This window comes from Streptococcus sp. AS20, assembly GCF_000524255.1.
In the GTDB taxonomy this organism is placed as follows: Bacteria; Bacillota; Bacilli; order Lactobacillales; family Streptococcaceae; genus Streptococcus; species Streptococcus constellatus.
Window position 1 is genome coordinate 74,189 of sequence record NZ_JANS01000006.1, and the last position, 21,343, is coordinate 95,531.

The 21,343-nt window shown below is 34.6% G+C and carries 20 protein-coding genes and 1 pseudogene; 3 read left to right on the forward strand and 18 right to left on the reverse strand.

Annotation, left to right across the window (positions count from 1 at the left end; genetic code table 11):
- Positions 1-29 precede the first annotated feature (29 nt).
- From gyrB to HMPREF1514_RS03880, 6 genes are all read right to left on the reverse strand, one after another.
- Positions 30-1,976 (reverse strand): DNA topoisomerase (ATP-hydrolyzing) subunit B, encoded by a 1,947-nt coding sequence (gene gyrB / locus HMPREF1514_RS03855; RefSeq protein ID WP_006269927.1) that lies wholly within the window; start codon positions 1,974-1,976, stop codon positions 30-32.
- A gap of 12 nt (positions 1,977-1,988) precedes the next feature.
- Entirely contained in the window at positions 1,989-2,552 is a 564-nt protein-coding gene (locus HMPREF1514_RS03860) for an HAD family hydrolase (RefSeq protein ID WP_003069805.1), read from the reverse strand.
- Between the two features lie 128 nt (positions 2,553-2,680).
- The gene (locus HMPREF1514_RS03865) at positions 2,681-3,229 is read right to left on the reverse strand and encodes a DJ-1 family glyoxalase III (RefSeq protein ID WP_006269930.1); all 549 of its coding nucleotides are present in this window, start codon (positions 3,227-3,229) and stop codon (positions 2,681-2,683) included.
- Between the two features lie 12 nt (positions 3,230-3,241).
- The gene (locus tag HMPREF1514_RS03870) at positions 3,242-4,474 is read right to left on the reverse strand and encodes an FtsW/RodA/SpoVE family cell cycle protein (RefSeq protein WP_037597362.1); all 1,233 of its coding nucleotides are present in this window, start codon (positions 4,472-4,474) and stop codon (positions 3,242-3,244) included.
- 36 nt (positions 4,475-4,510) lie between these two features.
- On the reverse strand, positions 4,511-5,491 hold the full coding sequence (locus tag HMPREF1514_RS03875) for a YeiH family protein (RefSeq protein ID WP_037597365.1): 981 nt from the start codon (positions 5,489-5,491) through the stop codon (positions 4,511-4,513).
- 120 nt (positions 5,492-5,611) lie between these two features.
- Entirely contained in the window at positions 5,612-8,071 is a 2,460-nt protein-coding gene (locus HMPREF1514_RS03880) for a bifunctional DnaQ family exonuclease/ATP-dependent helicase (protein ID WP_037597368.1), read from the reverse strand.
- A gap of 136 nt (positions 8,072-8,207) precedes the next feature.
- Here HMPREF1514_RS03880 and HMPREF1514_RS03885 point away from each other — a divergent pair, with 136 nt between their 5' ends.
- Positions 8,208-8,843: an MBL fold metallo-hydrolase gene (locus HMPREF1514_RS03885; RefSeq protein WP_037597371.1), complete on the forward strand. Its 636-nt coding sequence runs from the start codon at positions 8,208-8,210 to the stop codon at positions 8,841-8,843.
- Between the two features lie 37 nt (positions 8,844-8,880).
- On the opposite strand, the gene ftsX is transcribed toward HMPREF1514_RS03885, so the two are convergent.
- The 5 genes from ftsX to HMPREF1514_RS09565 form a co-directional block, all read right to left on the reverse strand.
- Positions 8,881-9,807: a permease-like cell division protein FtsX gene (gene ftsX, locus HMPREF1514_RS03890; protein WP_020997704.1), complete on the reverse strand. Its 927-nt coding sequence runs from the start codon at positions 9,805-9,807 to the stop codon at positions 8,881-8,883.
- Positions 9,800-10,492, reverse strand: coding sequence for a cell division ATP-binding protein FtsE (gene ftsE / locus HMPREF1514_RS03895; protein ID WP_003069826.1), 693 nt, complete (start codon positions 10,490-10,492; stop codon positions 9,800-9,802). Before ftsE ends, ftsX begins: the two co-directional genes overlap by 8 nt.
- Before the next feature lie 72 nt (positions 10,493-10,564).
- A protein-coding gene (gene prfB / locus HMPREF1514_RS03900; RefSeq protein ID WP_156921868.1) for a peptide chain release factor 2 occupies positions 10,565-11,660 on the reverse strand; the annotation gives its coding sequence in 2 pieces (ribosomal slippage) (positions 10,565-11,587 and positions 11,589-11,660; 1,095 coding nt in all).
- Positions 11,661-11,868: 208 nt separating this feature from the next.
- Positions 11,869-11,973: a hypothetical protein gene (locus HMPREF1514_RS09650; RefSeq protein ID WP_148132046.1), complete on the reverse strand. Its 105-nt coding sequence runs from the start codon at positions 11,971-11,973 to the stop codon at positions 11,869-11,871.
- A gap of 61 nt (positions 11,974-12,034) precedes the next feature.
- Positions 12,035-12,199 (reverse strand): hypothetical protein, encoded by a 165-nt coding sequence (locus HMPREF1514_RS09565; RefSeq protein ID WP_198014306.1) that lies wholly within the window; start codon positions 12,197-12,199, stop codon positions 12,035-12,037.
- 15 nt (positions 12,200-12,214) lie between these two features.
- Here HMPREF1514_RS09565 and HMPREF1514_RS09655 point away from each other — a divergent pair.
- Both HMPREF1514_RS09655 and HMPREF1514_RS03910 read left to right on the forward strand, forming a co-directional pair.
- Positions 12,215-12,962 (forward strand): annotated as a pseudogene (locus HMPREF1514_RS09655) (DUF2326 domain-containing protein); the annotation flags it as partial.
- Positions 12,952-13,146, forward strand: coding sequence for a helix-turn-helix domain-containing protein (locus HMPREF1514_RS03910; RefSeq protein WP_037597378.1), 195 nt, complete (start codon positions 12,952-12,954; stop codon positions 13,144-13,146). The pseudogene HMPREF1514_RS09655 and the gene HMPREF1514_RS03910, both read left to right, overlap by 11 nt.
- A gap of 109 nt (positions 13,147-13,255) precedes the next feature.
- Here HMPREF1514_RS03910 and HMPREF1514_RS03915 read toward each other — a convergent pair whose 3' ends face one another.
- The 7 genes from HMPREF1514_RS03915 to HMPREF1514_RS03945 all read right to left on the reverse strand — a co-directional run bounded on the left by HMPREF1514_RS03915 (position 13,256) and on the right by HMPREF1514_RS03945 (position 21,323).
- Positions 13,256-14,464: an MFS transporter gene (locus HMPREF1514_RS03915; protein WP_037597380.1), complete on the reverse strand. Its 1,209-nt coding sequence runs from the start codon at positions 14,462-14,464 to the stop codon at positions 13,256-13,258.
- 379 nt (positions 14,465-14,843) lie between these two features.
- On the reverse strand, positions 14,844-15,473 hold the full coding sequence (locus HMPREF1514_RS03920; protein WP_084635983.1) for an acetyltransferase: 630 nt from the start codon (positions 15,471-15,473) through the stop codon (positions 14,844-14,846).
- A gap of 35 nt (positions 15,474-15,508) precedes the next feature.
- Positions 15,509-16,708, reverse strand: coding sequence for an ATP-grasp domain-containing protein (locus tag HMPREF1514_RS03925; RefSeq protein ID WP_037597381.1), 1,200 nt, complete (start codon positions 16,706-16,708; stop codon positions 15,509-15,511).
- Positions 16,709-16,733: 25 nt separating this feature from the next.
- Positions 16,734-17,669 (reverse strand): hypothetical protein, encoded by a 936-nt coding sequence (locus tag HMPREF1514_RS03930; RefSeq protein WP_232216473.1) that lies wholly within the window; start codon positions 17,667-17,669, stop codon positions 16,734-16,736.
- Between the two features lie 4 nt (positions 17,670-17,673).
- Complete coding sequence (locus HMPREF1514_RS03935; RefSeq protein ID WP_037597383.1) at positions 17,674-18,897, reverse strand: ATP phosphoribosyltransferase regulatory subunit; 1,224 nt, start codon at positions 18,895-18,897, stop codon at positions 17,674-17,676.
- A 1-nt stretch (position 18,898) separates the two neighbouring features.
- Positions 18,899-20,209 carry an AMP-binding protein gene (locus tag HMPREF1514_RS03940; RefSeq protein ID WP_037597384.1) on the reverse strand — a complete coding sequence of 437 codons (1,311 nt, stop codon included), beginning with the start codon at positions 20,207-20,209 and terminating at the stop codon, positions 18,899-18,901.
- A gap of 7 nt (positions 20,210-20,216) precedes the next feature.
- A complete protein-coding gene (locus HMPREF1514_RS03945) occupies positions 20,217-21,323 on the reverse strand; it encodes an acyltransferase (protein WP_037597388.1) in 1,107 nt (368 codons plus the stop codon).
- Positions 21,324-21,343 lie beyond the last annotated feature (20 nt).

The window sequence follows — 21,343 nt, forward strand, 5'->3', positions numbered from 1 at the left end:
CTGGTAAATGTGAATTTTTTCAGATTTTTTTAAACGTCCAATGTACTATAAACGGCATTTTCTTCGATAAATTCACGGCGAGGTTCTACACGATCACCCATCAGCATATCAAAAATCTTATCTGCTTCTGCTGCATCATCTACTGAAACACGCGCCATTAAGCGATGCTCTGGGTTCATTGTTGTTTCCCAAAGTTGGTGATCATCCATTTCACCCAACCCTTTATAACGCTGGATGCTTGGTTTGGAGCGACCTTCAGAATAACGTTCCAAAGCTAACTGCAGCTCTTCTTCTTGATTGGCTCCAGGTTGGATATATTCTTTCACTTCACTGCCAACTTTCACTCCATAAATAGGTGGTTGTGCAATATAAACATATCCTGCTTCCAAAACAGGTTTCATATAACGATAAATCAATGTCAACAGAAGAGTTCGGATATGAGCACCATCAACATCAGCATCGGTCATAATGACTAACTTTTGATAACGAGCCTTATTCACATCAAAGTCTGCGCCAAAGCCTGTTCCCATTGCGGTAAAAAGGCTACGAATTTCTTCATTTGCCAAGATTTTATCCATACTGGCTTTTTCAACATTTAAAATCTTACCACGAATTGGTAAAATAGCTTGAAATTCCCGATTCCTACCAGACTTAGCTGAACCACCTGCTGAGTCTCCTTCCACGATAAACAATTCTGTTTCGTGCGGATCATTGGAAGAGCAGTCTGCTAATTTACCAGGTAAGTTGGAGATTTCTAGTCCTGATTTCTTGCGGGTCACTTCACGTGCGCGCTTAGCTGCAATCCTAGCTTTAGATGCCAAAATTCCCTTCTCAATAATTTTCTTAGCAACTGCAGGATTTTCCAAAAGAAAATCTGAAAAGGCTTCACTAAAGAGACGATTGGTAATTTTAACAACTTCACTATTGCCCAACTTTGTCTTTGTTTGTCCTTCAAACTGAGGATTAGGATGTTTGACAGAGATGACAGCTGTTAAACCTTCACGAACATCTTCACCAGTTAGATTATCTTCATTTTCTTTTAAAAGTTTATTTTTCTTCGCATAGTCATTGATGACACGCGTGAGTGCTGTACGGAATCCTTGTTCATGAGTTCCACCTTCGTGAGTGTGGATATTGTTTGCAAAACTCATGACTGTTTCGTGATAACCTGTTGTGTATTGTATAGCTACTTCAACAGTAATATCATCCATTTCTCCGTCTGTATATATAGGATTCTCAAAGATAACGTCTTTGTTTTCATTGATGTATTGGACATAGCTAGCAATTCCACCTTCATAATGGTAATCTTTTGTTTGTTCCAATCCTTCGCGTTTATCTGTGATAGAAATCCGCAATCCGCGATTCAAGAACGCTAGTTCCTGTACCCGTTTATTCAATTTTTCAAAATCAAATTCAACAGTTTCTGTAAAGATTTCTGGGTCTGGAGTAAAGTGGACAGTTGTCCCTGTTCGATCTGTTTCTCCAATAATTTTCAAATCCGCTACGACCTGACCGCGACGATATTCTTGAAAATGAATCTGACCATTTTTGTAAACCCGAACATCTAACTGAGCTGAGAGGGCATTGACAACGGAAGAACCCACCCCATGAAGGCCACCGGAAACCTTATAACCGCCACCGCCGAATTTTCCTCCAGCGTGGAGAATCGTAAAGACTGTTTCTACCGCAGGACGACCTGTTTTCTCTTGAATATCTACAGGAATCCCACGACCGTCGTCGACAACTGTAATCGAATTATCTTTTTCTATAAATACTTGAATATGGGTTGCAAAACCTGCTAGTGCCTCATCAATTGAGTTATCCACAATTTCCCAAACAAGGTGGTGAAGTCCTTCCTTTGAAGTTGAGCCAATGTACATTCCTGGGCGCATACGAACAGCTTCTAACCCTTCGAGAACCTGAATTTGACTAGCATCATAATCCTGTGCTTGCATTTCTTTAGTTTCTTCTGACATACGATTCCTTTTCTATATTTTTATAAATTGCTCGAGATTTTCCATATTATCAAAGAGATAAGTCGCAAAACCAGCTGTTTGACCAGCTTCTATATCAATCGGACGATCTCCAATGACTAAACCATTCTCAATCTGATACTTGTCTTTTAAGTAAAGCATCGACTCAGGATTTGGCTTCCTTTTAAAGCCTCTACTAGAAGTCACAACTTCCGTAAAATATGCCAAAATCCCTGTTTTTTCAAGAATCTCTAAAACTTGGTCATTCCGATGAGAAATCAGAAAATTACGCCCTCCTTGCGCAAGAATTTTCTTAAGCAACTCCGAAGCCCCTTCAAATAAAACAGGATGAGCTAATTCTATCGCTTCGTTCGCTTTATAAGTTTGTAAGAATGGAGGAATGTCAGGCACAAACTGAGCAACTGCATAGGGAGTGGAAATCTTCAATGCCTTGTAAACCTCATCATGGTTAGCTTGAATACCAAAACTAGCTAATGTCTCTACAAAAGCAGCCGTTGAAGTCTCATAATTATCGAGGAGAGTCCCCCCTAAATCCCAAATATAATCTTGATAATCCATATCCTTTATTATAACATATTTTTCTAAAAAATGGCGGTAAAAAGGGATAGGAGAGCTTATTTTAGATATGAATTCCCATAAAAAAACTTACTTGGTTAATTCCAAATAAGTTTCAGTATCCCAGAAAATCAATCACCATAAACATCATTGTAAAGCATTGCCGTTGCAAGCCGCTCACTATCTCCGCCTAACTGATGAACTAATTCATAAGCAAAAACTAGAGCAGTTGCAGGTCCTCGGCTAGTAATCACTTTCCCATCAACAACAACGGTTTGCTTGATATAAGTACCAGAATCAATATCTGATTCGATACCGTCGTAACAGGTAAACTGTTTATCCTTTAGGATTCCTGCACGATTGAGTGCAATCGGTGCTGCGCAAATGGCTGCTATCCACTTACCTTCTTCTTGCATCTTCTGTAGAGCTGACATCAAACGATCATCATCTCGCAAATTTGTCGCCCCAGGCATTCCTCCTGGCAGCACTACTAAACCATAATCCTCTAACTTTCCAGCCCAAACTTTATCTGCTTGAACTGAAATACCATGAGAACCCGTTATAACCTTTTCAAAGCCAACCATTTCGCAAGTAATATCAGCACGACGCAGAACATCCACAACCGTCAACGCTTCAATCTCTTCAAATCCATTGGCTAACATAACAGCTACTTTCATCATACTTCTTCTCCTTTATTTTAATTGTTTTAATACTACTTTTTTATGCCTTGTAGGATAATGGGAGCGTTTCTCATCTGAGAGATTATTTTGATAACTTATCGAAAGCAAGAGTCCGACACCAATTAAATTACTAATAATCGAAGAACCACCTTGAGAAATGAATGGAAGCGGGATTCCTGTTAAAGGTAAAATTCCTGTTACAGCTCCGATATTTTCAAAAATATGAAAGAGTAACATCATGATAAAACCAGTAGAAATATAGGTGTAAAATTGATTATTTGATTTCAGCGTAATTTTTAACATACGATAAATCAATAGCAAGTACAAGGCAATCACAATCGTTGCACCGACAAAACCAAAATCTTCTGCAATGACAGTAAAAATCATATCACTTTCACGTACAGGCACCAATAGATTGGATACATTAAACCCTTGTCCCCAGAGACCACCACTACCAATTGCTATTTGACCTTGTGCCTGTTGATACGTAGTTGTTTGCGCATAATCAAATGGATTCAACCAAGCCAAAATTCGATTAATCTGATAAGTTGGGATCCCAATTTGATGCAAAAAGGCTCGCCCGTCTTTTGAAATGAAAATAAGTAAAAAGCCACCACCTACAATCAGAGCTGTCAAAACAACTGGTACGATTATTTTCCAAGACACACCAGACAGGAGAACAATTCCTGAAAAGATGGCAATAAAAACTAAAGCTGTCCCTAGGTCACTCTGCAATGCCAACAAAATCAGGACAGGAAAGGTATAAAGTGCTAATTCAAAAATCAGAAAAAAGTCTAATTGAATTGTTCGCTCTCTATCTTTATGGCGCTGTAAAAAATTGACAACAACTCGCGATAACATCAAAATATAGGAAATCTTCATAAATTCAGACGGTTGGAACAAGGTGACACGCCCTATAGTTACCCAGTTTTTCGCTCCTGTCGAAGCAACTAATTCTGAACTATAAAAAATAAGCGGAAGTACCATCAGGGATAAGCCAAATACATATAAGTATGGCGTTATTTGCCAAAGAAATTTTGTATTAAATAGCATAATAATCAAACTGATAACTGTCCCCAGAGCAATCCAAGCAATCTGTTGCCCTACAATCGGCCAAACATTTTTAGGATAATCATGACTAACTGCAATATAAATGGCAACAATACCAATAAAAAGCAAACAAAATACTGGTAATATTAAACTATAATCCACTCGTGAATCAATCGAGCGTTTTTGATAAGGCATATCTCCTCCAACATACGTAATAAACATCAAAAACTTTTATGAGAAAAAGTATTGAATAATTAAGCTAGATGCAGCAACTGCAAACCAAGCAAAGGCACCTGTTACCAACGGTGCTACACCTGCTTTTCTAAATTGTCCAAAGGATACTCTCGCCCCAATCCCAGCAAGAGCCATTGCCATGAGCCATTGTGACAAGAACTTCGTTGCAGGAACAAATGAACTTGGAAAAATCCCCACACTAGTAACAATGGATGCCACGACAAACCACAGAATAAACCACGGGAAAATTTTCTTTAAATCAACTTTTTGATGACTGTTTTGTGAGCGTATATATCGGACTCCTGCAAAGATGAGACAGGCTGGTACAATCATCAAAGCACGACTTAGTTTGACAATCGTTGCCAAATCTCCCGCCGACTGACTGTAAGTGTATCCTGCTGCTACAACAGATGATGTATCATTGATAGCGGTTCCTGCCCAAGTTCCAAAAGTTGCATTATTCATATGCATCAGATGCCCTAAAAATGGGAAAATAAAAACTGCTAAAATGTTAAAGAAAAAAATTGTTGAAATAGATAAAGCGATGTCTTCATCTTTTGCTTCTAAAATCGGTGAAGCTGCTGCAATGGCAGAACCACCACAAATAGCAGTCCCGAACCCAATTAAAGTGGTTAAAACTTTACCCATCCCCAACAAACGACCTACCACATAAGCTGAAAGAAAGGCGATGAGAATCGTTAAAATACTAATCTTTAATGAGGAAATACCCGTAGCAGAGACACGACCAATGGACATGCTGAACCCCAGCAAAATAATGGAATATTGCAGTAATTTCTTACCTGAATAAGCTAGACCAGCATGATAAGCCTTTTTTATATGAAAAAGATTATTGGCTAAAATTCCCAAAAGAATGGCAAAAACGCTGGAGCCAATCAAGGGAAAGAAATTTCCCAAGACGGTTGCTACTGCCGCTAATACAAAAGCAAAACCAATCCCTGGAAGATATTTTTGATACATATTGAACCTTCTTTCTTTGTGTTTCTATTATAACAAAATTTAAAACTAGCAGCAGAGAAAATCAGTATTTTTAACAAAAAAACTCAGTTTACTTTGAACTGAGTCATTCATAAATTGAAGTTACATCGTTTCCTTCTTCAAAAATTGCTCCATCTCTTTTGGAATTTGTTTCATACTTGTGATGGATAGTGGAGCAACTTTTTCCAGAGCTGTTTGAATTTGGCGTCCATATCGTTTGGTTAAAATGCGATTGTCTAAAATAACGACTGCTGATTGCTGCTCTTGGTGTCGAATTGTACGTCCTAAAGCCTGTTTTATCCGTAAAATCGCAACAGGTAAGCTATAATCATAAAAAGGATTCTTACCTTCTTGCCGCAATTTGCGATTGAGCTTCTGCGTAAAGAAATCACTCGGATTGTCAAAAGGGATTCGCGTAATAACTTCAATCATTTGTTTCTGACTAGAAAAATCTGTCCCTTCCCAAAAGCTACCCGCTCCTAGTAAAATACTACTTTCCCCTCTATCAAAACGTCGTTTAATATTAGCTGCTTCACCATTCTTATACTGGGCTAAATGAGGAAGACGCAAGCGGTCTGAGACAGCCAGTAGTAACGATTTTGATGTAAACAAAACGAGGAGAGGAACCCCTTGAGTAGCTAACTTATGTACCCATTTAACAATCAAATCTGCATAAATATCTATATCTAACTCTACAACATTTGGAAAATTCTTATCCAGCCATATTTTCTGCTGATATTTCTGCTTTTGTGGCAACTGATAAAATGGTGCATGTTCAAAACCAAGTAAATGAGCCAAATGCACTTTTTTGCTGATTTCCAGTGTAGCCGAAACGAACAAGACTTGAACTTCTTCGGGTAGCAAGGCTCTAAAATCTAGCATTTCTAAGCAAGCAGCTTCCAACATTGTCACTCGATAATCATCAAATCGCTCCTCTTTTAACCAGAACTGGTCATATTTTGTAGCGAAAATAGCGCGTAAGTCAGGAAGAGAGGAGGTATTTATCTCTGACAAGTCTTGTCGAAGTTTAGAACAAGTTTCCTTTGTCAGTTCATTTTTTCTGTAGCGTTGGAATTGTTCTATTGCATGAGCTAACTCAAATTGGATATCCTCTAACAAACGGCGTTCTAAGATAGTATTTACTTCTTTTAGTTCCAATTGAATCTGCTGCAAGCATTTTGTCATATTAAGTGATTTTCGAGATAGATTTTCCAAAGCTAAAAACAACTTCTGCGCTTCATCCACAATCAAAAGCCGATTTTCTACAATTGACTTATCATCTTCTAACCGCGTCAAAAAATAGGCATGATTCGTCACTAACACACGACTACGCTTCGATTTTTCTTGACCTTTTTGCCAAAAATCTGTATCCCAAAAATGAGATTTTTTGCTCAATTTCCCGTCATGAAGAACCTGTTCTAAATAAGTCTGATAACGATGTCGTTGGCCAATTTCATCCAGATCACCCGATTCTGTTTCTGTAAGCCAAACTAAAAGTAACATTTTGCAACGATTGACCAGACGATTATCATCTACTTGTTGCAAACTATCATAAAAGAAGTCAAGTTTCAAATAATTGGCAGGACTTTTTAAGCTATGAAGAGAAATATGAAAAATTTGTTCTAAGTTCTGTCCTTCATTTGCCACAATCTGATCCTGCAATACTTTCGTAGGAACCGTCACCAAGATTTGCTTGCTCGTTTGACCTAAAGCTGGAAGTAAGTAACCATAGGTCTTTCCTAACCCCGTCTGAGCTTGTAAAAAGCTTGATTGATGACTTTTTAAAGCCTGTTCTACCGCATGGGCAAACTCATCTTGCTCTTTTCGTTCCTCTAAATCCAACAAATTGATATTGTGTTGGAAATTTTGGGATAATTTCCTTGCTTTTTTAATCTTTTTACTTTTTCTAAGAAAAATCCCCTGCCGCTTTACCAAATCATGGCAAGTGAAATCCGACATATGATCAAAAGCATCCTCTATTGCCAAACGTGATTCATAAATCAAACTATTCGAAAAAGTTAACAAATATTCCACTAACTCTTTTGGAAGTTTTTGGATTTTCTCCTGTATTTTTAAAAATAAGGTAGCAGTTGCTGAAGCATCCGCAATCGCTGTATGTGCATGTTTTAAAGGGATGTCTAACTGTTCACATAATATTCCTAGATTGTATTTTTCAAACATCGGGAAAAAGACTTGTGCAAGTTCTACTGTATCTACCCTCGGAGTCACCAATTCAAACCCTTCCCAAAAAAGGGCTTCTGCAAGTAAATTGGCATCAAATTTCACATTATGAGCCACAAAAATGGCATCTTCAATCAACTCATATATCTCACGAGCCACTTGAGAAAAGTCTGGTGCCTTTCTCAATCGCTTATCTGTCAATCCTGTTAATTGGCGAATATGAGAAGTCAACTTTTCATGAGGATTCACATCGGTTTCATACGTTTTGACAATTTGACTATTTTCAATAATCACAATTCCGACTTGGATAATCTTTGCATTGCTACTGGCACTGGTCGCCTCCAAATCTACCACAGCATATTTTCTTTTTTCTTGTGTCATACTAGAAAAATTATACCATAAATCCAACTATTTCGTATCACGTTTTATGTCTTATTTTCTTTTGACGAATAAAGCAATATTTTTTTTGTGTCATTTCTCACATTTTTTGTTAAACTATGAAAGGAAGGGAGCTCTCATGATAACAATTCATAAAACTTTAAATTCTCAAGCATACGAAAATACTTATTATTTAGAAAACGAGCATCATCTTATCGTAGTTGATCCGGGTAGTGACTGGGAGAAAATTGCAGCAAAAATCCAAGAAATCAATAAGCCAATTACAGCTATTTTACTGACTCATACCCATTACGACCATATTATGAGTGTTGATTTAGTTCGTCAACAGTTTAGCAATCCACCTGTCTATGTCGCTGAAAGCGAAGCTACTTGGCTCTCTAGTCCGGAGTATAATCTATCTGGACTAGAGCGTCACCAAGATATTGACGACATCATCCTCCAACCTGCCGATGTTTTCTATAATTATCATAATTCTTACAGCTTAGATGATTTTTATTTTTATGTCGTACCAACACCCGGACATTCAATCGGTGGCGTTTCAATTGTCTTTCCTAACGAGCGTTTTGTTTTAACTGGTGATGCCTTATTTTGTGAAGCAATCGGTCGAACGGATCTCTATACTGGAAACTTGGAACAGCTCATTGCTGGCATTAAAGAAGAATTGCTGACCTTGCCTAATTATGATGTTTATCCCGGTCACGGTTCTCAGACTACCATTGTTCACGAAAAAATGTTTAATCCATTTTTACAATGAAAAAAGCCCTAAACAGGCTTTTTATTATTGTTTTCTACTAAATCCTCAAGAATCGTCTCATAGATAGAACTGATCCAAATGAGCCAATAATGATTCCTACGACAAAAAGGAAGGCAATCATCAATGGAATAAAGGTTTGCGGTACAATCATTGAGAGATTCTGACTGGCAAGTGATGGATTGAACGATTTATAAGCTATTTCATAAACAAAATAAACTAATCCAGCTGGAACAACCGCTCCAAGTAAGCCAATCCAAGCTCCTTCTAGTAAGAACGGTCCTCGAATATAACTGTTTTTCGCACCTACCAGACGCATGATTTGGATTTCACGACTGCGTGAAATAATCGTAATCCGAATAGTATTTGAAATTAAGAAAACAGCAATAAAGACTAAGAGGAGTGCTCCTACAATACCCCACGTACGAATAAAATTAGCCAGAGCAAAAATACGTTTTGTATTGGCTCCACCGTATTCGACCTCAGAAACTCCTTCAATCTTCTTCGCATTATTTGCGACAGAAGTAACATACTTCGGTTCTGTTGTATCCACAATATAGGCATCATGCAAAGGATTGGCGTCCCCTTCAAAGAGTTTCCAATCTTTTCCCATGACTTCCGTTAATTTCTTTAATTGTTCTTCTTTGCTAGAAAATGTAACAGATTTGACATTGGCCATTTTATTAAGAGCATCATAAACCTTATGATAATCCTCATTTTTAACTTTTTGGCCTTCTTTTGTAATCGTCTCTTTATTATCTGCCGTATCTGGACGCATATAGACCATGACCCGCACATTATTTTCAATATCTGTTGCTAGCTTCGCTGTATTTAAAATGACTGACACAAAGATTGCAACTAATCCCAGCGTAATCATCACGGAGCTGACTGCAGCAACCGTCATCCAACCATTGCGCTTTAAACTTTTAAGCGATTCTAGCAGGTGACTTAAAAATCTACTATTCATCGTATCCGTATTCTCCTTTTGCTTCATCACGCACCACACGACCATTTTCGATGGCAATAACGCGGTGACGCAAAGTATTTACAATTTGGCTATTATGAGTGGCCATTAAAACAGTTGTTCCTTGAAGGTTAATTCGTTCCAGAAGATTCATGATTTCCCATGAATTATCCGGATCCAAATTTCCTGTTGGTTCATCAGCGATTAGAACCTTTGGATTATTGACAATAGCCCGTGCAATCGCAATCCGTTGTTGCTCACCACCTGATAACTCATTTGGAAAAGAGCGAACTTTATGTTTCAAACCAACTAAATCTAGCACTTCCATAACACGCTTTTTAATATTGCGACGACGCTCACCGATAACTTCCATGGCGTAAGCGATATTTTCATAAACTGTCTTTTTGGGTAGTAATTTATAATCTTGGAAAACAACGCCAACATTGCGACGCAACATTGGAATATCACGTTTTTTAATTTTAGCAAGATTAAAGCCAGCAACTTGCAGGCTTCCCTTATCAACTTTCACTTCACGATACAATAATCGAATAAAAGTTGATTTCCCAGCTCCAGAAGGTCCTACAATGTAGGTGAATTCTCCTGGTTCCACTTTGATGGACACACCACGCAAGGCTGTTGTCCCGTTGTCATATTTTTTGACAACATCTCTCATTTCAATAATTGACATATATTGCAAAGAGTCCTTTCATTAAATACTCAAGTTACTAAAATGACACTTTCTTTGATAAAAGTCTTCTTTTTAGTTCAACCGCCATTTCAAGTAGGCATCTATGAAGCCATCTAAATCACCATCCATAACTTTATCAACTTGAGCTACTTCGTAACTAGTTCGATGATCCTTAACCATAGTGTAAGGTGTAAAAACATAGGAGCGGATTTGACTTCCCCAAGAGATCTCTTTTTTATCTCCTTTGAGCGAGTCTACTTCTGCTGCTTTCTTTTCTTGCTCCATTTGATAGAGCTTGGCTTGAAGCAACTTCATTGCCCGATCACGGTTTCCATATTGTGTACGGTCAACCGTTGATTGTGTCACAATTCCTGTCGGTATATGCGTCAAACGCACCCCCGTCGAAACTTTATTGACATTTTGTCCACCAGCACCACCTGAACGAAAAGTATCCATCTTGATGTCTTCATCTCGAACTTCAATTTCAATCGTATCATCTAACTCCGGCATGACTTCTACTGATGTAAAGGAAGTGTGTCGACGCTTAGCTGAATCAAACGGAGAAATCCTCACTAATCGATGAACTCCCATTTCAGATTTCAACAAACCATAAGCATGAGGCCCTTCAAAAGACAAGGTAACAGACTTAATTCCCGCTTCGTCCCCCGCTTGATAATCCAAAACTTCAACCTTGAAACCATGAGCATTGCCAAAGCGTGTATACATACGAAGCAACATATCTCCCCAATCTTGAGCTTCTGTTCCTCCTGAACCTGGGTGAATTTCAAGGATAGCATTGTTGTTATCATAAGGTTCTGATAAAAGCAAGGTCATCTCATAACTTGCCATCATCTTGTCCAATTCAACTAGCTTTTCTTCTAGTTCTTCTTGCACAGATGTATCTTCAGCCAAGAAATCCAGCAAAATTTCTAGTTCATCAAACAAATCAGTCATTTGCTGAAAGTTATTATAGGTTTGCTTGAGTCCATTGAGCTCCTGAGATGTCTTTTGAGCTGCAATGTTGTCATCCCAAAAGTCAGGTTCTGTCATCTTATTTTCTAAGATAGCAATTTCTTCCTCCAGACCTTCTAAGTCAAAGAGACCCCCTGAAAGAAGCTAATTTTTCACGATTTGCGTCAATTTTTTGACGAATTTCTGAAATGTCCATATCTACCTCTTTTCACATATCATTTTATTATATCACAAGTCAGTATTTTTTTCTAATTTCTGACAGAACCCCATAATAGTTATTGTATAAAATTTCTAAGTTGTAATCAAGAAATTTCGTTATTTGTTACATGATTGTTAGATAGGTTGCCATCTGAAGAGGAATATTAAGTAGACAGATACAGAAAAATGATTTATATAGTAGTGAACTATTTTACTAGCTCTTGTTCAAGAACTTCTAAAACACCTGATTCTTGATTACCTGGTGCTTGATATTTTGCTACTCTCTTTACTATTTCAGATTCGTTTTTCATCGCATAGCCTGCTCTACATAAACTAGCTTTTCTAGGTCATTTCCACCGTCTCCAAAAGCCATTATCTCTTGTGGAGCTGATCTTTTGGAAAAAACGAAGCCAGTTGGGCATATTGATTACCTGAGATGACAACTACTTTAATATCTTTATCTTGCAACATTCGATAAACTTTCTCGAAGTGCTCCACATCGTAGGTATTGTCAAAGCACAGGAATGTATCATCCATATCAAAAAGTTATAGAAAGTTGAAGCTTATCACAAAAAATTACAAATATCTTGGATCCTAAATTCCTAACCGAACGTGAATCCCTAGTGGTTGATATAGAGGAATTGGAAAGTCAATTAATAACCCTAAACCGAGAACTTCAGGAACTAGAAAGTATCCCAACCCTCTCAAGTGAATTCTTAGAAAACTACTCTAAGTTAACAGCTACTATCAATGCACTGAAAGAGCAAAACGAGGTCTATCTGAAAGAGTCATCTTTATCAAAATAAAAGTCAGAGGCAGACTCTGACTTGAAACGCAGTACGGAAGATATCCTTCTAGATTTAGAAGGAAAAATCAATAGTAAGATGCGTGAGTTCAATAATATTCTGTATCCAGATATTCGCAAAACTCCCCAAATTAACTTTAAAGATCATAACAACTACTCCTTCTATACACCTGATGACGACGGGACAGGAACTAAGTTCAAAGGGATGATTCTATTCGACTTATCAATGCTTTACCTCACCAAACTGCCAGCGTTAACGCATGATTCATTACTCCTTAATAATATCAACTACCAAGCAACTGAAGCTCTTTTGAAGCTATATGACCAATATAAATCATTAAATAAGCAAGTCTTTTTATCCTTCGATGAAACTAGCTCGTATTCTCCAGAAGCTAATCGCTCTCATCAGAAAATACTGTACTAAGACTCTCTAGCAACGAAAATGAACTCTACGGTATTTCATGGAACAAAGGAGAAAACTCAGATGAAGTTTAGTTACAATAAATTATGGAAACTTCTAATTGATAAAGGATGGATAAAATCAAAGCTTCGACAAGAAGCGGGAATCAGCTCTTCCACCATCGCAAAACTAGATGTAACAACAGATGTACTTTTAAAGATATGTATAGCACTTAATTGTAGAATTGAGGCCATTATAGTTGTAGATACAAATGAATAGTTGTCAAAAAGCACTTCGTCGATAATCTGTTCTATACAAATTATCGACGAAGTGCTTTTAATTTCTTTTAGGGACATATAATTTACATAATAGTACTTAGTAAAAACTATCAACTCATATTATACCTCTTAAATAGAGTTCCAAAAACTAGTGATAACACAGTGATAGATCCTCCAATAATAAAAAGATTAAAGGTATTGTTAGGATTTAATACTACTGAGAAAAATCCAGTCCCAGCTGGCATAAAAAGTATTGCTACCGTAAAGATGATTCCAAAGACTCTACCAAGAAACGCATTATCTACGTCCCTTTGGACAATAGAGAAAAATTGAATATTAAAAATGGTAATAAATAGACTAAACAGTGCTGGAGACAAGGCTAGAACTATGACATGGTGGAATAAAAAATAGAGCGGAGTAGCTAACATTAACATCAAACCTGAACAGGCCAATAGGAGCGTTAAACGTTTACTTGACAAAGATTTATTGACAAAACCACTTAATATCGCTCCAATAAATCCACCAATCGCTTCTGCTGTTAAAAATGTCCCATAAAGCCCATCTGATATTTCTCCAAACATTTGATTACTATAGGGTAACAATAAATTATACGCGGCTACAAAAAAATTAACCAAGGCAGAGAGAATGATAATAATAAACATTGGCTTATGGCCGTAAATATACTTGAACCCTATTTTCAAGTCGTTAAAGACTCCACTTATTGTCATTTTCCCCTTTGTGACCACTTCTTCATTAACAGGTACAATAAAGAAAATCAGTGACGCAGCAATTAGAAATGAGCATCCATCTAATAATAATACACCATGTATGCCCAGTATATTATATAAGAAAATTGCTACCATAGGAACCGTTACTTTGATTATAGTACTCGTTGTCTCTAACAATGAATTAAGCTGGGAGATACTATCTTTTTTTACAATTTCTTTCGTGAAAGCTTTATAGGATGGTCCAGAAAAAGCACTCATAAAAGCCAAGGTAACGTTTACTATGACAATCGCATAAACCAACCATTGTTCTTGGGTTATTAACGAAAGAACTATACAAGCGATACCACATAAGACATTTGTTCCAATGATAATTTTTTTCCGCTTGAGGCTATCAGCAATAACCCCACCAAACAAATTAAATAGGACACCTATTACGCTTTCTAATGATTGGTAGATTGCAACCAACGATAGTGAAGCTGGATTTAGTCCAGCGAGAAATGTATTATTCGCAAAATCGAACATGATATCTCCGATTCGAGATATGCCTCTACTTATAATAAGGTAAGCCACGTTTTTTTCATCTATTTTCAAGAATAACTCCTTAACTATGAATATTTTCTTTTATCATTAATCATCAATTTTTTCTAAAAATTTTTTTACAATATCCTCCTCATGGCTTACCCATAAATATAATTGAACCTTAATATGTTATTACAAAGTATTGAATGTAAACAGCACCCATAAAATCAAATAAAATAATCATAGAAATTCACAAGTTAAAAGCATTTCAATTGTTGGGTGAGCTATCCAAAGATACTTATGGCATTATCGAAATGCTTATTTTAGGGGTTCTTACATTAATCATTAGTACGGATGAAACCTAGGAGCTAGCACTAATATCTACATAATTCCTTATGAGATTACTGACATGCGATAAAACTTAAGTTATATGGCTATGAAGAGTTTTTCTTCAATCAGATCTATATTTTATTATTTTCCCTGGTGTTCCTACTACAACAGCATTTTCTGGTACATTATGTATTATGGTAGCACCTGCACCAATTATAGCACCAAAGCCAATGCTTACCGCATCCCTAATTGTCGCACCCGCACCTATGAAGACGTTATCATCAATTTTAACATTCCCAGATAGTATAACACCTGGCGAAATATTTACATTATTACCAATTTTACAATTACATGAAACAATACTTCCTGAATTTATAATATTGTTATCACCGATTTCTACAAGTGCTTGAATAGTCACATTGGTACCAATAAAATTTCCTTTTCCTAAAAAAGAATGTTTTAAAATTTTCGCGGAATTACAGATAACATTCGTATATTCCACCTTATTTTCATATGAGCAAAATATTTCTTCTCGCTTAAAATTATCACCAAATGCAACAATTGCTTTTGGCTTCTTTTCAAGTGTCAAGAGTAAACTTTCAAACCATTTTAGACCTCCTAAGACAGTTTTATCTAAGACTTTGCAACCAATAAAGCGACCTTCATCAAAAATATCTACCAATCCTTCAACTTCACCTTCATAAATTGACAATACCGCCAATCCTTGATCACCTGAACCTAATATAAACATATCCTTTACCCACAACTTTTAAAACAAACTTATAATTATTTTACTTTATATATTGTATTTTCATCTTGCCACTTAATAATATGTGAAATTTTACTCTTCAGATCTTCTTCATTCTTTCCACTAATTAAATATGCTATAAGAGCAGAGGCGCTAAAATCACCTCCACTATATTTTCTCCCAATAGAGGTCTCATCAAAATTAACTTTCTCAACCCATGAGTCCTTATATAAACTAACAGATAATAATTCTCCTTCTTTAGGAGGAATTGTTATCCAAGCTGTTCTTTTGTCAGATTTTATTATATTTAAATAATCAATTCCTATCTGACTTTTTACAAATGTTTCCTGTAAATTTATGTTGGTTATTAATTTGAAGGAGTCATTTATTAACCCTCCACCTACTCTAGAAGCAATTTCGCAAAAAGTAATCTGCTCACCATCCACAAAAAATTCTGCATGAAATGGGATTGTATGACTAGGAGTTGGAATTTTAGTCAATACTTTTAATGTCGCATCATATAATTTTTTCGAAAGTGGATTACTATCATCAATTATATATGATCCTAGTGGTGTATTAGTTTTAAATGATAAACAATCATTGAAATATTTCGAAACGGAATATAACAATATTTCACTATCTTTGAATAATCCGTCTACATGATACATCTCACCATCTGTGAAAGTTTCAACCATTATATTTGGACTTAGAGGAGTACTAATGAAATCTTTTAATTCAGATTTATTTTGTATAATTGTTACACCTATTGATCCCGCACCCTGTCTAGGTTTCACTACAAATGGATATCTTAGGTTATCAGTAAACTCGATTAAATCTATACAATCATTAATTTCAGCATATTTTGGTAAAGATACTACTTTTTCTAAATATTTTTTCATTATATATTTATCTCTAAAACCAATAGCGCTCTCGATATTCTGTCCAGATAGTCCCAGTAACTCTCTTATCTTTGCTGCTAGGACTATATCAAATTCATGAGTTGCAACTATATAATTAAATGGTTTTTTTGCATGTGACTCAATAAGATCAAATAGATAATTTTGATTTTCCAAAAGATCATCATAGAAGTAACATTTAAACTTTGAACTACTGTAGTAAGATTTAAATCTAGATTTAGTGAAAAACTCAATTTCATATTTTTTATCTTCTAATTCTTCAATAGATTTATAATCACAAACTCTAGGTGAAAATTGATTGATAATTGCTACTTTTACCATAAAATACCTCCAGATATTTTAAAAATTATTTAGAAATCAGTAAAACTCTTATTTTCTCGTAGCCCATATATATAAAGACTAGTGCTACTACAATTGCTCTAAAACTGGCAAGATATGTCCATAATGCTAGTATTCCAAATCTACTTAGTAGAGGCCAAAGGAGACAGGCTATTAGTGCCCCAAGCCAGCCATACTTAAAATTAATATTCAATGCATGTGCATTCGGTTGTATTGTTGATGTAGATATCATAATAACTAAAAATAATAAAGTTATACCCATATGAACTGATAATTCAAATTGAGATAGCACTAAAATTAATAACATATAGACTGCAAAAAATATTCCAGATAATCCGAATGCTTCAAAATCTCTATTTTTATCTATTTCAATAGCTCTAACCCATCCTTGCATATCAACAAATGGACTAAAAAGTAATAATAAACCAGCATAAATGGACCAATAAATTGAATTAAAATCATTGTATACATGTAGAGTAACATCACTATCAGCTAAGTAACCAATAAAAATAAGTGTAATAATAGCTCCTATACTAATCAACCATTGTATAACATTACTATACAATACAGTTTTATAGCCATTCTTGAGGACACTTATTATAAATATCCCTCCTGATAGTAAAGCAACTAGAGTTGATAATCTTGAAGAGAGACCAATAATAGTTCCCATCTGATACATTGCTTGTAAATTAATAATAATTGAAAAACATTGGACAATAGCCATAAAGTACACTAACCAGCGAACATTTATCATTATTTCCTTTAATCTTGATAATTTTTTAAAAAATAGGCCAAAAATCGGAATAGCTAACGAATTAAAAAATGCCCACACTGCAAAAGGAATCACCCCTTTTTCATGAATCAATGTATAAGTTACTAAGAAAGAAACTCCCCAAGACCAACCAGCAGCTGAACTTATGCCGTAATATAATTTCCTTATCACTTAATTACCCTCCATTTAATGTTATTATTCTTCTTGAACGTGTTTGTAATTCTTCAATCATAATTTCACTCCTATTTTTCTCTCTTTCACCAATAGCTATAAAAAAATCATATTTCTGATTGTATGCCCTCCTCTTCGCTTTTGCTAGAGACAATGAACTAACCTCTTCTTTAATAAAAAACTTTTTCAACTTTTCCTTTCGAATGAGAGTTAGAATATTATAAAAATCGCCAATTTTAAAATTTTTTCCACCAACATATTTCACAAAAACTTTTTTAGGATTTTTTGAAATTTGAATTCTATCTAAAAGAGCTTCTATACAAACCGCTAAACCACCACTTAGTATGCCCTTTTTAGTTACTTCAAATATTAAATTAGAGTAAGTTCCAGCATCTAAAAATGGTCTCTCATTTTTATCTACACATTTATAGTAAATACCTTCAAAAACTTCAGAGCCTCTAAAATCAAACAAATTAATTTGAATAGTAAGACGATGTCGTATGAACTCTATATATTTCTGCATTTGACAAAGTTCATCAATTAATTCAAATAATTGATTTACTTTACAATAGTTTAACAAATCATATATTGTAAAATTTCCCTTATGAAATTTTAATAAAAATTTTACATACCTTGGATTGATATTTAATGAATTTATCATTCCTAACATGTCTTTACTCTTTCTTAACTCATATAATACCTCTTTATAATTATTATATTTTGATAAAATTATTTTCCAAATATTGAAATTAGTTAATATAACAATACTTTCTAACTCAAGTGAATCAAGAATCTCAATAATTAAATTGATATAATTAAACTGTAACTCATCGATTGAAGAAGCATTAAAAATCTCATAGCAAAATTGTGAAAATTCCCGTAGTTTTTTATTTTTTCGATATATTGTTGCATTAGAACAAACTTTATAGCTACTATAACCCTGCTTATTGTTATAGAAATATCTCAGTATAGACATAGAACCATCCGAGCTTAGTCCTATACTTCTATCTTTTTCATCTTTAATTTGATAATACCTTCCTATAGATGCATGAGTGTATTCATTTAAATGACTATAAACAGCAGATGAAACTTTGATCAATTCAAAACCATTTATAGATGCTATATCCCTCAAATTATTTTCTACGTCACAATATTTTTTAAATTGAATTTCATCAAGATCAAAGAAACCTTTCGGATAATTTAACCTGATATTTCCCTTTTTGACCATACTATTTTCTCTTCAATTTCCCACTAGAAGTTGTTTCTATAGATTCAACAAATTTTATTGAATGAGGTAAATAATATTTACCTAAGTTTGTTAAAATCAGTTCTTTTATTCTATTACTATCTTTCACTTCAGAAATAACTTCTAATATATAATTTTCTCCGTAAATAATGTCACTAATTTTTTCAACTTTACAAAGTTGAATATCCGGCAACTGAAGAATAATTTGTTCAATTTCAATAGGGTTAATTTTTATCCCTCCCTTATTAATTGACATACTATCTCGACCTGTTACAAATAGAAGACCTTCCCTATTTTTGTATCCTCTATCTCCTGTATATATCCATTCATCAGTATGTTTATTCGGATAATATCCGTTCATAAAGCGATTTGTCTTTATCCAGATTTCACCTTTCCCATCATCATCCATATTCTTTATTTCAACTTCAACCCCCGGTAAAGATGTACCAACAGAGTTAATATTTTTTAAATCACGTCCATATTGTAGACAACAAACTGCGGTTGTCTCTACCATTCCATATGCATTTGCTATATTTGCGTTTTTCAACTTATTTAATAAAAAGATTGCACTATCTTTATTTATAACCTCTCCACCTACAATAATACATCTTAATTTTTCGCACTCTTCGAGAGTATTTGTATATAAATTAACAAGTTTATTCATCATAGTAGGTACCATAACAGTTATTGTTACATCGTTTAATTGAAGTTCCTTGAAAAAATTTTTATAAGTAATTCTATCTTTAAAAATTACTCTTCCCCCCGTAAAAATAACTATCATGGCAGCCCAGAGAGATTGAATAAAGGCAATGTGCGAAGGGAGATATAATATATCATCACTGGAAATTTCTAACTGTGAGATCATTAGATTAATTAATTCTGTAAAAGATATCTTATTAATCACAACCGATTTAGGAGCTCCTGTGGTACCTGATGTAAAAAATACTAAAGGAGTATCCGAAATCCCTATTTCAAGATTATTATAAATATTATTGAATTCACAAAATTGATAAACTTTTTTCTCACTTTTACACTGAAAGTTATTATCTGATAATACTGCTTCAGCATCGGATATATTCAAAAGTGTTTCAATTTGAGAATTAGTTTGAATCGGATTAATTGGAATAACAACTTTACCTTGTAGCATGAGATTTAAAATCATATTTAAGTACTCAGCTTTATTTTCCCCTATGACTGCTATTCTCTTCTCTTTTATCTTCGATAAATCAATTAAATGATATTCAGTATGAATACAACTTTCAAACACATTATTAATCATTTTCGATAATCCCATATCTCATCTAAATTTCAATCTTATTAATTATTAAATAATTATAATTCAATAAAAATGGACTATAATTTTTATAATTTAAGATTACTCCCTTTCTTCTAAATTTATCTCTTAAAAATTCTGAAGCCTTAGTTGTTTTGCCTGAAATTATTTTCGATTTCAAATCAATATAGGTACTATAATTTTTATGATATTTATTATCCCCTTGGTAAAAAATGATAATATCTCTTTGATCAATAGAATCAGTAGATTCAATTTCTTCTAAATTATATTGAAAAATAATATTTTCATTAAATTTCTCAAAACAAAAGCTATTATTTTTTATCTCTGGTTCTATTCCCAATCCCTCACTTAAAATATCAACAATTATATTTTTTCGCTCTTTCACAGAAACTTCTTTACTACTTGGACCTATATACTTTGCCGGAACTCCTCCTATTAATGAGTTGGGTGCAAAACTCTTGGTTACGATAGCATTTGCTGCTACAGTAGTACCTTGACCAACTATGACACCTGGTAGAACAATAGCCCTTGTTAAAATGGATACATTTTTTTCAATAATAACTTTATTTTGTTCAGCATAATATCCATCAATTGCCGATTGACCATGTCCCGCACCATGCGTAAAAATCATTGCCTCGATTCCTAGACCACCATATCCCCTTAGTTCCACAGAATCACTTACATTTATTTGCGCTCGAGGTCCTATGAATTGATAATCACCAATTTTAATATTTGCACTTTTTTGATTCCATCCACCTTCTCCAATTCTTACTGACTCATTACACCAAAATTCTCTTCCGATATTTATATTATTTGCCCTAAATATACAATCTTTACTAATTTTTCCTCTTGTTCCCAAACTGAATGTTTCCTTAGAGTAAATCATAGTTTTTGGAAAAAATAAGCAATTATTTCCAATTGTAATCCTATCTGCTTCTATTACTACGAATCTACCGATGACTGTATCCTTCTGAATTAAACATCCTTTATTAAAAATGAGCTTTGCTCCATAGCAAATCACAACATTCTCTTCAATTTTTGCACCTAATTTTTTTAATTTCTGAATATATATCCGTGAATATAGTCTATCTAAGATTGAAATTTTTGATCCCATATCTAATCACCAACAATTCT

Excerpts from the sequence above, each read along its gene's own strand:
- HMPREF1514_RS03885 (WP_037597371.1), top strand. The coding sequence starts at position 8,208 with ATGATAACAATTCATAAAACTTTAAATTCTCAAGCATACGAAAATACT.
- HMPREF1514_RS03880 (WP_037597368.1), bottom strand. The coding sequence starts at position 8,071 with ATGACACAAGAAAAAAGAAAATATGCTGTGGTAGATTTGGAGGCGACC.
- HMPREF1514_RS03945 (WP_037597388.1), bottom strand. The coding sequence starts at position 21,323 with ATGGGATCAAAAATTTCAATCTTAGATAGACTATATTCACGGATATAT.
- HMPREF1514_RS03920 (WP_084635983.1), bottom strand. The coding sequence starts at position 15,473 with ATGTTTATATTAGGTTCAGGTGATCAAGGATTGGCGGTATTGTCAATT.
- ftsE (WP_003069826.1), bottom strand. The coding sequence starts at position 10,492 with ATGTCAATTATTGAAATGAGAGATGTTGTCAAAAAATATGACAACGGG.
- HMPREF1514_RS03870 (WP_037597362.1), bottom strand. The coding sequence starts at position 4,474 with ATGCCTTATCAAAAACGCTCGATTGATTCACGAGTGGATTATAGTTTA.
- HMPREF1514_RS03925 (WP_037597381.1), bottom strand. The coding sequence starts at position 16,708 with ATGGTAAAAGTAGCAATTATCAATCAATTTTCACCTAGAGTTTGTGAT.
- HMPREF1514_RS03865 (WP_006269930.1), bottom strand. The coding sequence starts at position 3,229 with ATGATGAAAGTAGCTGTTATGTTAGCCAATGGATTTGAAGAGATTGAA.
- HMPREF1514_RS03940 (WP_037597384.1), bottom strand. The coding sequence starts at position 20,209 with ATGGGATTATCGAAAATGATTAATAATGTGTTTGAAAGTTGTATTCAT.
- gyrB (WP_006269927.1), bottom strand. The coding sequence starts at position 1,976 with ATGTCAGAAGAAACTAAAGAAATGCAAGCACAGGATTATGATGCTAGT.
- HMPREF1514_RS03860 (WP_003069805.1), bottom strand. The coding sequence starts at position 2,552 with ATGGATTATCAAGATTATATTTGGGATTTAGGGGGGACTCTCCTCGAT.
- ftsX (WP_020997704.1), bottom strand. The coding sequence starts at position 9,807 with ATGAATAGTAGATTTTTAAGTCACCTGCTAGAATCGCTTAAAAGTTTA.
- HMPREF1514_RS03935 (WP_037597383.1), bottom strand. The coding sequence starts at position 18,897 with ATGGTCAAAAAGGGAAATATCAGGTTAAATTATCCGAAAGGTTTCTTT.
- HMPREF1514_RS03910 (WP_037597378.1), top strand. The coding sequence starts at position 12,952 with ATGAAGTTTAGTTACAATAAATTATGGAAACTTCTAATTGATAAAGGA.
- HMPREF1514_RS09565 (WP_198014306.1), bottom strand. The coding sequence starts at position 12,199 with ATGGATGATACATTCCTGTGCTTTGACAATACCTACGATGTGGAGCAC.
- HMPREF1514_RS09650 (WP_148132046.1), bottom strand. The coding sequence starts at position 11,973 with ATGAAAAACGAATCTGAAATAGTAAAGAGAGTAGCAAAATATCAAGCA.
- HMPREF1514_RS03875 (WP_037597365.1), bottom strand. The coding sequence starts at position 5,491 with ATGTATCAAAAATATCTTCCAGGGATTGGTTTTGCTTTTGTATTAGCG.